Source organism: Kocuria himachalensis, assembly GCF_054784195.1.
Window position 1 is genome coordinate 1 of the sequence record NZ_BAAGPL010000013.1, and the last position, 12,255, is coordinate 12,255.

Annotated in this window: 9 protein-coding genes; 8 read left to right on the top strand and 1 reads right to left on the bottom strand. The window is 72.6% G+C overall.

Features of this window, described 5'->3' with window-relative positions; genetic code table 11:
* Positions 1-150 precede the first annotated feature (150 nt).
* The 4 genes from ACYVM4_RS08590 (at position 151) to ACYVM4_RS08605 (ending at position 5,459) form a co-directional block, all read left to right on the top strand.
* On the top strand, positions 151-1,776 hold the full coding sequence (locus tag ACYVM4_RS08590) for an aldehyde dehydrogenase (NADP(+)) (protein ID WP_460668247.1): 1,626 nt from the start codon (positions 151-153) through the stop codon (positions 1,774-1,776).
* Complete coding sequence (locus ACYVM4_RS08595) at positions 1,773-3,101, top strand: enolase C-terminal domain-like protein (RefSeq protein ID WP_460668248.1); 1,329 nt, start codon at positions 1,773-1,775, stop codon at positions 3,099-3,101. The genes ACYVM4_RS08590 and ACYVM4_RS08595 overlap by 4 nt, the downstream gene beginning before the upstream one ends.
* A gap of 19 nt (positions 3,102-3,120) precedes the next feature.
* On the top strand, positions 3,121-4,083 hold the full coding sequence (locus ACYVM4_RS08600; protein WP_460668249.1) for an AEC family transporter: 963 nt from the start codon (positions 3,121-3,123) through the stop codon (positions 4,081-4,083).
* Between the two features lie 158 nt (positions 4,084-4,241).
* The gene (locus tag ACYVM4_RS08605; RefSeq protein ID WP_460668250.1) at positions 4,242-5,459 is read left to right on the top strand and encodes an MFS transporter; all 1,218 of its coding nucleotides are present in this window, start codon (positions 4,242-4,244) and stop codon (positions 5,457-5,459) included.
* Here ACYVM4_RS08605 and ACYVM4_RS08610 read toward each other — a convergent pair.
* The gene (locus ACYVM4_RS08610; protein WP_368822618.1) at positions 5,446-6,486 is read right to left on the bottom strand and encodes a LacI family DNA-binding transcriptional regulator; all 1,041 of its coding nucleotides are present in this window, start codon (positions 6,484-6,486) and stop codon (positions 5,446-5,448) included. The genes ACYVM4_RS08605 and ACYVM4_RS08610 overlap by 14 nt on opposite strands.
* A gap of 191 nt (positions 6,487-6,677) precedes the next feature.
* On the opposite strand from ACYVM4_RS08610, the gene ACYVM4_RS08615 reads away from it, so the two are divergent.
* The 4 genes from ACYVM4_RS08615 to ACYVM4_RS08630 are packed head-to-tail and all read left to right on the top strand — an operon-like array spanning position 6,678 to position 12,238.
* Complete coding sequence (locus ACYVM4_RS08615; RefSeq protein ID WP_368822617.1) at positions 6,678-8,018, top strand: extracellular solute-binding protein; 1,341 nt, start codon at positions 6,678-6,680, stop codon at positions 8,016-8,018.
* 35 nt (positions 8,019-8,053) lie between these two features.
* Positions 8,054-8,923: a carbohydrate ABC transporter permease gene (locus ACYVM4_RS08620; RefSeq protein ID WP_460668251.1), complete on the top strand. Its 870-nt coding sequence runs from the start codon at positions 8,054-8,056 to the stop codon at positions 8,921-8,923.
* Between the two features lie 4 nt (positions 8,924-8,927).
* Positions 8,928-9,842: a carbohydrate ABC transporter permease gene (locus ACYVM4_RS08625; RefSeq protein WP_460668252.1), complete on the top strand. Its 915-nt coding sequence runs from the start codon at positions 8,928-8,930 to the stop codon at positions 9,840-9,842.
* 41 nt (positions 9,843-9,883) lie between these two features.
* Positions 9,884-12,238 carry a glycoside hydrolase family 3 N-terminal domain-containing protein gene (locus ACYVM4_RS08630; RefSeq protein ID WP_460668253.1) on the top strand — a complete coding sequence of 785 codons (2,355 nt, stop codon included), beginning with the start codon at positions 9,884-9,886 and terminating at the stop codon, positions 12,236-12,238.
* Positions 12,239-12,255: the final 17 nt, after the last annotated feature.

Consider the following 12,255-nt stretch of genomic DNA (forward strand, 5'->3'; position numbering starts at 1 on the left):
GACCTCGCCGACCTCACCGCCCTCATCGACGCCCTCCCCACCAGCACCCCGGCGGACGCCCTGCAACGGGCCTGACCCGCCGACCACCAGCAGAGTCCGCACCCACAGACCGTCTCCACCGCACGCATCCACAGACAGCGAAGGAAACCCATGTCCGTGAGCACCCAGACCACCGCCCTCTCCGGCCACTCGATCATCGCCGGCCGCCAGGTCGCCGGCAACGGCGGCACCACCCACGGCATCGACCCGGCGAGCAACGCCGAGCTCGAGCCCGCGTACTCCCTGATCGACGAGGCCCAGCTCGCCGAGGCCACGGCGGCCGCCGAGGAGGCCTTCGGGTCCTTCAGCAGCCTCGACCCCGAGACCCACGCGGCCTTCCTCGAGCGGGCCGCCGCCAACATCGAGGCCGTCGGCCCCGAGCTGGTCGCCCGGGCCTCGGCCGAGACCGGCCTGCCGGAGGCCCGGCTCAACGGCGAGCTCGCCCGCACCACCGGGCAGCTGCGGCTGTTCGCCCGCGTGGTGCGGCAGGGCGACCACCGGGGGGTGCGCCTCGAACCGCCCCTGCCCGAGCGCGCCCCGCTGCCCCGCCCGGACCTGCGCCAGCGCAAGGTCCCCCTCGGCCCGGTGGCCGTGTTCGGGGCCAGCAACTTCCCCTTCGCCTTCTCCACCGCCGGCGGCGACACCGCCTCCGCGCTGGCCGCCGGCTGCCCGGTGGTCTTCAAGGCGCACAACGCCCACCCCGGCACGGGCGAGATCGTGGGACACGCCCTCACGGACGCGGTCCGCGAGAGCGGCCTGCACCCCGGGGTGTTCTCGCTGATCTACGGGCCCGGCGCGAGCATCGGCCAGGCCCTGGTCAAGGACCCGGCCATCAAGGCCGTCGGGTTCACCGGGTCCCGCGGCGCCGGCACCTCGCTGATGGCCACGGCCGCGGCCCGCCCGGAGCCCATCCCGGTGTACGCCGAGATGAGCTCCATCAACCCCGTCTTCGTCTTCGAGGGAGCACTGCGCGGCGACGTCGACGAGTTCGCCCGCGCCTACGCCACCTCCCTGACCGGCTCCTCCGGGCAGCTGTGCACCAACCCCGGGCTGCTCTTCGTCCCCGCCGGGGAGGCCGGTGACGCGTTCCTCGCCGCCGTGGGGCGCGCGCTCGCCGACGCCGAGGGCGCCACCATGCTCACCCCGGGCATCGCGGCCTCGTGCCGGGCCGGCATCGACGCGCTCCGGGGCCAGGCCGGCGTCGACGTCGTGGCCCAGGGCCGGGAGGGCTCCGCGGAGAACGCCCCGGCGCCCGTGGTGTTCGCCTCCGACGTCCCGACGTTCAGCACCAACCCGGTGCTGCAGGAGGAGATCTTCGGTGCGGCCTCCCTGGCGATCCGCTACGGCTCCGCCGCGGAGCTCGCCGACGCGGCCCGCGGCATGGAGGGCCAGCTGACCGCCGCCCTGTTCCTCACCGAGGAGGACCACCCCACCGCGGCCCCGCTGCTGCCGGTGCTGGAGCGCAAGGTGGGCCGGATCCTCGCCAACGGCTGGCCGACCGGCGTGGACGTGGGCGACGCCGTGGTCCACGGCGGCCCGTTCCCGGCGACCTCCGACTCGCGGACCACCTCGGTGGGCACGCTGGCGATCGAGCGGTTCCTGCGCCCCGTGGCCTACCAGAACATCCCGGGCACCCTGCTGCCCGCCCCGCTGCAGGACGCCAACCCGTGGCACCTCAACCGCCGGGTCGACGGCCGCCTCCAGCTGGCCGAGGACGCGGACGGGGACCGCGCATGAGCACCCAGCCCACCATCGCCGGGATTGAGGTGGTGCCCGTCGCCGGGCACGACTCCATGCTGCTCAACCTCTCCGGCGCCCACGGGCCGTTCTTCACCCGCAACGTCGTGATCGTCACCGACTCCGAGGGCCGCACCGGGCTGGGCGAGGTGCCCGGCGGGGAGAAGATCCGGACGACCATCGAGGAAGCCGGAAACCTGATCACCGGGCAGCCGGTGGCGCTGTTCCGCACCCTGCTGCGCCGGATCGCCACAGCCTTCGCCGACCGCGACGCCGCAGGCAGGGGTCTGCAGACCTTCGACCTGCGCACCGCGGTGCACGCCGTGACCGGCATCGAGTCCGCCCTGCTGGACCTGCACGGGCAGTTCCTGGGCGTGCCCGTGGCCGAGCTGCTCGGCGACGGGCAGCAGCGCGCCTCGGTGCCCATGCTGGGCTACCTGTTCTTCGTGGGCGACCCGGACAGCACCGACCTGCCGTACCTGCGCGAGCCGAATGGGTCGGACGCGTGGGAGCGGGTGCGCCGGGAGGAGGCGATGACCCCCGAGGCCGTGGTCCGTCTGGCCGAGGCCTCGAAGGAGCGCTACGGCTTCCAGGACTTCAAGCTCAAGGGCGGGGTCCAGGCCGGGGACGTGGAGGTCGACGCCGTCACGGCGATCAAGGAGCGGTTCCCCGAGGCCCGGGTGACCCTGGACCCCAACGGCGGCTGGCTCCTAGAAGAGGCGGTCCGGCTCGGCCGGCGGATGCAGGGCGTGGTCGCCTACGCCGAGGACCCGTGCGGCGCGGAGGGCCGCTTCTCCGGCCGCGAGGTGATGGCGGAGTTCCGGCGGGCCACCGGCCTGCCGACCGCGACGAACATGATCGCCACCGACTGGCGCGAGATGTCCCACGCGGTGCGCTCGAACGCGGTCGACATCCCCCTGGCCGATCCGCACTTCTGGACGATGGCCGGGTCCGTGCGCGTGGCCCAGCTGTGCCACGAGTTCGGGCTGACGTGGGGCTCCCACTCCAACAACCACTTCGACATCTCCCTGGCCATGTTCACCCACGTGGGTGCGGCGGCCCCGGGCGAGATCACCGCGCTGGACACGCACTGGATCTGGCAGGACGGCCAGGGCCTCACCCGGGAGCCGCTGCGCATCCGGGACGGCGAGATCCGGGTGCCCGCCGCCTCGGGCCTCGGCGTGGAGCTGGACCGCGAGCGCCTGGCGGAGGCCCACGAGCTCTACCTCGAGCACGGGCTCGGCGCCCGCGACGACGCCGCGGCCATGCAGTACCTGATCGAGGGCTGGAGCTTCGACCCCAAGCGCCCCTGCCTGGTCCGCTGAGCCGGAGCGGACCGACCGGATGACGGGGGTGCTGCTGGGCTTCGGCGTGGTCGCGGTGCTCGCGGCGCTCGGCTTCGCCACCTCGGTGATGCTGCCCGCCGAGGCGGGCAGCATCCGCCGGGGCCTCACCCCCGTCGTCTACTACCTCACCAATCCGGCGCTCATGCTGGTGCTCGTGGCGGGCACCGACCTCGGCGCCGTGCTCGGCGTGTACACGCCGGTGGCCCTCGCGGCCGCGGTGGCGGCGGGGGCGCTCTACGTCCTGCTCAGCGGGCTGGTGCTGCGCCGGGGTGCCGCCCGCACGGCGGTGGGGGCGATGGCCTCCTCCTACGTCAACGCGGGCAACATCGGGCTGCCCATCGCCGTCTACGCGGTGGGCAGCCCGGCGCCCGTGGTCTCGGTCCTCCTGGCGCAGCTGCTGGTCGTGGCCCCCGCATACCTGCTCGTGTTCTCGTGGGTCACCCGGCCGTCCCGGCGCGGCGGGCGAGGTGGGCCCGCACCCGCCGGCGGCAACTCGGCAGCACGCACGATCCTGCGCTCGGTGGCCAACCCGGTGACCGTGGGCACGGCCCTGGGGGTGGTCGTCTCGACCACGGGAGTGACGCTCCCCGACGTGCTCTGGATCCCCCTCGAGATGCTCGGTGAGGCGTCCATCCCGCTGCTGCTCCTGCTGTTCGGGATGAGCCTGCACGGTCAGCGCCCGTTCCGGAACCGCACGCTCGTGCCGGACGTGATCGGCGGGACGCTGGTCAAGGTGGTCGCGATGCCCGCTCTGGCGTGGGCGGTCGGCAGGTTCGGGTTCGGTCTGGGCGGCACCGAGCTGCTGGGCGTGGTGGTCATGGCGGCCCTGCCCACGGCCCAGAACGTGTTCCTGTTCTCCTCCCAGTTCCGGATGCCGGCCAACGCCGCCCGCGACATCATCTTCCTCAGCTCGTTCCTGTCCTTCCCGGCCGTCCTCCTCACCGGCCTGCTCCTGGACTGACCGCGGGCCGCCCGCTCGGCCGCCGCGCAGCACCGGGCTCGTCCCCGTGCACGGCGGCAGCGCTGCACGGGGCCGGACCGCTCCCGCAGTACCGTGGACCCTGTCCGGGCCGCCCCTCGCGGGGCCGGCCGGCAGCCGAGCCCTGAGGAGACCTCCCCGTGCCGAGCCCGCACGCCGATCCGCCGAGCGCCCCGACGTCCCGCAGGGCGCTCGTCTACCTCGCCGTGTGCGTGGTCCTGGTGGGCCTGAACCTGCGCACGGTCTTCTCCAGCTTCTCCGCGATCCTCCCGGAGATCACCGCGGCCGCCGGTCTGCCCGGATGGGCGGTCACCGTGCTGACCACGGCCCCCGTGACGCTGCTCGGGGTCTTCGCGCCGTTCGCACCGCGGCTGGCCCGCCGGTTCGGGACCGAGCACGTGATGCTGGGCGCCATGGTGGTCCTGACCCTGGGCCTGGTGGTCCGCGGCCTCCCCCTGCCCGAGGGAAGCACCCTGCCGCTGCTGCTCGCGGGGACGGTCGCGTGCGGCGCCGCGATCGCCCTGGGCAACGTGCTGCTGCCGTCCATCGTGAAGCGGGACTTCGCCCACCGCATCGGCCTGATGAGCGGGCTCTACACCACCGCGATCTGCGCCTCCGCCGCCCTCGGCGCGGGCCTCACCTACCCGGTGTTCCAGGCGACGGACTCCTGGCGGGGTTCCCTGGCGGTGTGGGCGGCGCCCGCGGCCGTGGTGGTGATCCTGCTCCTCCCGGTGGCTCTCCGCCACCGGGCCCCCAGCCCCCCGCCGCCCGACACCGGCGGGCCCGGCCCGTGGCGCTCGCCGGTGGCCTGGCAGATCACCCTGTTCATGGTCTTCCAGGCGATGATGTCCTTCAGCGTCTTCGCGTGGCTCGCCCCCATCCTGCGGGATCGCGGGATCGACGGGGCCACCGCCGGACTGATCGTGGCCGTGTCCATCCTGCTCCAGATGACGGGCTCGCTCTTCGCCCCGGTGCTGGCCGCGCGGCTGGCCGACCAGCGGGTGCTCAACGCCGCGGTGGCCCTGATGGCCGGCGGCGGCTTCGTGCTCTCCATCTTCGGGCCCACCCAGCTGATCTGGGTCTGGACGGGGCTGCTCGGGCTGGGCCAGGGCAGCCTCACCGCCGTGGCCCTGACGATGATCGCGCTGCGCACCCGCAGCAGCCACATGGCGGTGCGGCTCTCGGGCATGATGCAGGGCGTGGGCTACGGCGTGGGCTCCTCGGGCACCTTCCTGGTGGGGCAGCTGCTGCACTGGACCGGGGGCTTCGCCGCCGCGGGCGTCATGTTCGCGGTGGTCGGCACGCTCGCGGCGGTCTTCGGCTGGCAGGCCGGCCGGGCCCGCTTCATCCGGGAGTGACCGCCTTTTCCGCGCCGCTCCGGGGCGGGGCGGTGGAGGATCGCGCCACGAGCGAGGTCTGCAGCTGGAGCGGGTGGACCCGGCGCGACCCGCCGGCCAGGAGCGTGACCGCGCGCTCGACGGCCATCTCGCCCATGGCGTGCAGGGGCTGGCGGACCGTGGTCAGCTTGGGCGAGGCCCAGCGGGCGATCAGCGTGTCGTCGAAGCCGACCACACTGAGGTCCTCGGGGACCCGCAGCGAGGCCTGCCGGGCGGCCTCGAAGGCCCCGAGCGCCGCCTCGTCGGAGGCCGCGAACAGCGCTGTGGGCGGGTGCTCGAGCTCGAGCAACTCCTGGGCGCCGGCGAAGCCCGCCTCGTAGCTGAAGCCGCCGCCCGTCACGAGCTCGGGGTCGTGGGGGACCCCGGCGCTCTCCAGGGCGCTGCGGTACCCGGCCAGGCGCTCGCGCGCCGGGACCGACCGCCCGGCACCGCTGAGGTGGCCGATGCGGCGGTGGCCGAGCTCCAGGAGGTGGGTGGTGGCCTCGTACCCGCCTGCCCAGTTGGTGGAGCCGATGCTCGGCACCGTGGACGGGAGGCTGTTCACAGGGTCGATGACCACCAGCGGGACCTGCGCGTGGGCCGCGGCGGCCACCTGCTCCGTGGTCAGCGGCGTGGTGACCGCGATGACCGCGGTCTCGCCCGTGCGGCCGCAGCGGGCGAACCACTCGTCGGAGAACGGGGGGACGTCGCCCTGCTCCAGGCTCGGCAGCGTGCTCAGCATCAGGTCGGCGTCGGCGCGGCCGCAGGCGTCCACGGCACCGGCCATCACCTGGAGGGAGTAGTTGCTCTCCAGGGTGTCGAAGACGAGCACGATGGCCGTCCGGGGCCGGCGGGCGGCCGAGCCCGTGTAGCCGAGGGCGGCGACCGCGGCCCGGACCCTCTCCCGCGTGTCCTCCCCCACGTCGGGGCGGCCGTTGAGCACCTTGGAGACCGTGCCCTTGGAGACGCCGGCCTGGGCCGCGACCTGGCTCAATGTGGTTCGCTTCATCGGGACGGTCTCCTCGGACGCCGAATGGGGCGCCGGAGCACAGCGAAACGTTTCGCAGCGTCCGGCACAGTGGCGCCGGTCACACCAGGGGGTTGACGGGTGTGAAACAGGCCACTTACTCTTCTTCCAGCGAAACGCTATACGAAAAGTTTCGTAGGCGCAACGTATCGCTCAACGATGAGGAGAACGCCATGACCACCCACCGCACCCTCCACCCCGCGCCTGCCGGCGCCCCCCGCGCCCCCTTCTCCCGCCGGTCGCTGTCCCGCATCGCGCTCGTGGGCGCCGCGGCCCTGACCCTGGCCGGGTGCGGCGGCGGGGCCCAGCCCGGCGGCGCGGGCGGAGCCTCCGCCTGGACCCTCACCGGCGGGGCCGAGGAGACGTTCCGCAGCTCGTTCCAGGCGTGGAACGACGCCAACGACGACGCCCCCATCACCGCGGAGTACTTCGCGAACGACGCCTTCAAGGAGAAGATCCGCACCAGCGTCGGCTCCGGCAACGCGCCGACCCTGATCTACAACTGGGGCGGCGACAACCTCGAGAGCTACGTCGAGAACGGCAACGTGGTGGAGCTGACCGGGAAGATCCCCGAGATGGAGGAGCGGGCCCTCGACTCCGTGCTGGAGACCGGCAAGGTGGACGGGAAGCTCTACGCCGTCCCGAACAACAACACCCAGCCCGTCGTCCTGTACTACAACACGAAGCTGTTCGAGCAGGCCGGGGTGGAGGTCCCCACCACCTGGGCGGAGATGCTGGACGCGGTGGAGGCCTTCCAGGCCGAGGGCGTCACGCCGATCTCCGTGGCCGGCTCCAGCCAGTGGCCGTACCTGATGTGGATCCAGTACCTCACCGACCGGATCGGCGGGCCCGAGGTGTTCCAGGCCGTCGTGGACGGCGAGGAGAACGCCTGGTCCGATCCCGCGATCACGGAGGCCCTCGAGAAGATCCAGGAGCTCGTCGAGGCCGGCGGCTTCGGCGACACCTACGGGTCGGTGGTGGCCGACGCGGGCGCCGACGTGGCCCTCGTGCACACCGACCAGGCGGCCATGATGCTGCACGGCAGCTGGGTCTACTCCAGCTTCCTCACCGACGCCCCCGAGTGGACCGCCGAGGGGAACCTGGGCTACACCACGTTCCCCGAGATCGAGGGCGGGAAGGGCGACCCGCAGAACATCGTGGGCAACCCGGCGAACTTCTGGGCCGTGTCCGCGGACGCGAGCGAGGAGGAGCAGGCAACGGCCCTCGAGTACCTGAACGACATGAACCTCGACGACGCCGCGGTCGGCACGCTCTTCGACGCCGGGCTGATCCCCGCCGTGGACGGGGTGGAGGACCGGATCGCCGAGACCGAGCACCCCGAGTACCTCGACTTCGCCTACTCGATGGTCCAGGACGCGCCCAACTTCCAGCTCTCGTGGGACCAGGCGCTCCCGGCCGACCAGGGACAGGCCCTGCTGACCAACCTCAGCCAGGTCTTCGCCGGCGAGATGACCCCCGAGGAGTTCCAGACCGCGATGAACGGAACGCTGTGACGCTCGACCGAACTGCCGCAAAGCGCAGGTCACGGGTGGGCGCCGCCCCCAGCAACTGGCTGCTGGCGCCCGCCCTGGTCTTCTTCGGCGTCTTCGCGATCGGGCCGCTGCTGGGCGTGCTGGTGCTGTCCTTCATGCAGTGGGACGGTCTGGGCACCCCGCAGTGGATCGGGGGCAAGAACTGGGTGTCCGTGCTCGAGAACCCGGTCTCCCGCCAGGCGATGGTGCTGACCGTCCAGCTGACGCTGCTGAGCTACGCCGTGCAGTTCCCGCTGAGCCTGCTGCTCGGCGTGTTCATGGCCGGCCGCCAGCGGTACCGGGAGTTCCTGTCCGTCCTGTACTTCCTGCCGATGCTCTTCTCGGCCGCGGCGATCGGCATCGCCTTCAAGGCCCTGCTCGACCCGAACTTCGGCCTGTCGCGGGCGTTCGACGCGGCCCTGCTGCGGCAGGACTGGCTGGGCGACGGGAGCCTGGCGTTCCACGTCGTCGTCTTCGTCATCTCGTGGTCCTTCATCCCCTTCCACTCGCTGCTCTACCAGGCGGGGGTCCGGCAGATCCCGCAGAGCATGTACGAGGCCGCCACGCTCGACGGCGCGGGGACGGTGCGGCAGTTCTTCTCGATCACGCTGCCGCAGCTGAAGTACACGATCGTGACGTCCTCCACGCTGATGCTGGTCGGCTCCCTGACCTACTTCGACCTCGTCTTCGCCCTCACCGGGGGCGGGCCCGGCACCGCGACCCGGATCCTGCCCCTGGACATGTACCTCACCGGATTCCGCAGCAACCAGATGGGCGAGGCCAGTGTCCTGGCGGTCATCCTCGTCGCCGTGGGGCTCACCCTCGCCCTCGGCCTGCAACGGCTCACCGGGGCCGAAAAGATGGAGAGCCAGGCGGAAGGTGCGTAGTCCTATGAGCACGAGTCCTGTGGACACCCGTCCCGACAGCACGAGTAGCACGGGCACCCGCCCCACGCCCCCTCCACCGGCGGGCACCCGTCCCGCCCGCCGGCGCCGGGGCGTCCCGAACATCCCGGCGGCCGTCGGCGGCTGGCTGTGGCTGGCCGCGATCATCATCCCGATCTACTACATCGCCATCACGAGCCTGAAGCCCCGCGAGGCCTACTACTCCACGAACCCGCTGCTGCCCTCGGCGCCGACGTTCGCGCCGTACACCACGGTCCTGGAGAACCAGTTCGTGCAGTACTTCCTCAACAGCGTGGTGGTGGTCCTGTTCACGGTCGCCGGGATCGTGTTCCTGTCCCTGCTCGCGTCCTACGTCATCGTGCGGAGCCGGACCGGGCTGGCCGTGTTCTCGAACCGGCTGTTCCTGCTGGGCATCGCCATCCCGATCCAGGCGACGATCATCCCGATCTACCTGATCATCGTCCAGCTCGGCCTCTACGACACCCTGGCCGCCCTGATCCTGCCCGGGATCGCGTCCGGGATCCCGATCACGGTCCTGATCCTGACGAACTTCATGCGGGACATCCCCAACGAGCTCTACGAGTCCATGACCCTCGACGGCGCCGGCGACTGGAAGGTCTTCCGCACGCTCGTCCTGCCGCTGAGCCTGCCCGCCATCACCACCGTGGGCGTCTACAACGCCCTCAACAGCTGGAACAACTTCCTGTTCCCGCTGATCCTCACCCAGAGCTCCGAGAAGCGCACGCTGCCCCTGTCCCTGTGGACCTACCAGGGGGAGTTCCAGGCCGACATCCCCGCCGTCCTGGCCGCCGTCGTCCTGTCGGCGCTGCCGATCCTCGTCCTCTACATCTTCGGGCGCCGGCACCTCGTCGCCGGGCTCACCGCCGGCTTCGGCAAGTGACCCGCCCACCGAGCAGAAAGCACACCCCCATGACAGCACCCATGACAGCACCCTGGAACGACCCCGCCCGCCCCGTCGCCGACCGCGTCGACGCCCTGCTGCAGGAGCTGAGCCCCGAGGAGAAGGCCGGCCAGCTCGGCAGCTACTGGCTGCGCCCCGACCCGGAGGAGGCCACGGGCGGCGCGGCCCCCATGGAGTCCGCCTTCGCCAACGACCGCTCGACCTTCGAGGCCGCGATCGCGCACGGCCTCGGCCACATCACCCGGGCCTTCGGCAGCGCGCCGATCTCCGCGGCCGACGGGGTGGAGCACCTGCGCACCCTGCAGCGCCAGGTCGTGGAGACCTCCCGGCTCGGCATCCCGGCCATCGCCCACGAGGAGTGCCTCACCGGGTTCACGACCCTCGGGGCCACCTGCTACCCGGCCGCGATCGCCTGGGGCGCCGCCTTCGACCCCGATCTGGTCCGCACCATGGCCCGGCACATCGGCACCGACATGAAGGCCGTGGGCGTCCACCTCGGCCTGTCCCCCGTGCTCGACGTCGTCCGCGACTACCGCTGGGGCCGCGTCGAGGAGACCGTCGGCGAGGACCCCTACCTCGTGGGCACCCTGACCACCGAGTACGTCCGGGGGCTGCAGGAGGCCGGCGTCATCGCCACCCTGAAGCACTTCGCGGGGTACTCCACCTCCCGCGCCGGGCGCAACCACGCCCCCGTCTCGATCGGACCGCGCGAGTTCCGGGACGTCGTCCTCGTGCCCTTCGAGATGGCCGTCAAGCTCGGGGACGTCGGCGCGGTGATGAACTCCTACGCGGACGTCGACGGCGTCCCGCCGGTCGCCGACCCCGAGCTGCTCACCACGCTACTGCGGGAGACGTGGGGCTTCGAGGGCACGGTCGTCTCCGACTACTGGGCCGTGAGCTTCCTCGAGTCCATGCACCACGTCGCAGCCGACCCCCGCGACGCCGGCGTGCAGTCGCTCTCGGCCGGGATGGACGTGGAGCTGCCGGAGACCGGCTGCTTCGCCGACCTCGCCGGCGCCGTGCGGGACGGCGCGCTCGACGAGTCCCTGCTCGACCGCGCGGTGCGGCGGGTGCTGACGCAGAAGGTCGAGCTGGGTCTGCTGGATGAGGGCTTCGACCCCGGCACCGCGGGCGGGGCCGTCGACCTCGACTCCCCGGACAACCGGCGGCTCGCCCGCCGCATGGCGGAGGAGTCGATCGTCCTGCTGAAGAACGAGGGCGTCCTGCCGCTCGCCCGGGACGCCGCCCGAAAGGTCGCGGTCATCGGCCCCAGCGCCGGCCAGCCCCGCTCCTTCCTCGGCTGCTACAGCTTCACCAACCACGTCCTGTCCCGCTTCGGCGAGTCCGGCACCGGCATCGAGATCACCTCGGTCGTCGACGCCCTCGCCGAGGAGTTCGCGGGCGGGGAGACGACCTTCACCTACGCCCGCGGCGTCGACTTCACCGATCCCGACACCAGCGGGATCGCCGAGGCCGTGGCCGCCGCCGAGGAGGCCGACCTCGCGGTCGTCACCGTGGGCGACCTCGCCGGGCTCTTCGGCACGGGCACCTCCGGCGAGGGCTGCGACGTGGTGGACCTGTCGCTGCCGGGCCGGCAGGCCGAGCTCGTCGAGGCGGTGCTCGCCACGGGCACCCCGGTGGTCCTCGTGCTCGTGACGGGCCGCCCCTACAGCCTCGGGGCGTTCGACGACCGCTGCGCGGCCGTCGTCCAGGCCTTCATGCCGGGCGAGGAGGGCGGGCACGCCGTCGCCGGAGTGCTCTCCGGGCGGGTGAACCCCTCCGGGCGGCTGCCCGTCGGGATCCCCCGGCACGTGGGCGGGCAGCCCGGCACCTACCTGACCCCCGCCCTGGGCGGGTACTCCGAGGGCGTCTCCAACCTCGACCCCCGGCCGCTGTACCCGTTCGGCCACGGCATCGGGTACTCGAGCTTCTCCTACGACGCGCTCGAGCTGTCCGCGACCGGGATCGGCACCGACGGCACCGTGGAGGTCGCGGTCACCGTGACCAACACCTCCGACCGGGCGGGCCAGGAGGTCGTCCAACTGTACCTGAGCGACCCCGTCGCCCAGGTCGTCCGGCCGCTGAAGATGCTCGTCGGCTTCGCCAAGATCGCCCTGGCGGCCGGGCAGAGCGCCCGCGTGGTCTTCTGCGTGCACGCCGACCGCACCTCGTTCACGGGCCGGGCCATGCGCCGAATCGTGGAGCCGGGCGAGTTCGTGCTCCGCGCCGGCCCCTCCAGCGAGGACCTGCCCCTCGAGGGCCGGTTCACGATCACCGGCGCCGTGCGGGACGTGGAGGACACCGACCGTGTCCTCACGACCCCCGTCGAGGTCCGGGCCGCCGACCGCGCGCTCACCGCCGCCGACGCCTCCTGAGCCCGGGGCGCGGGCCG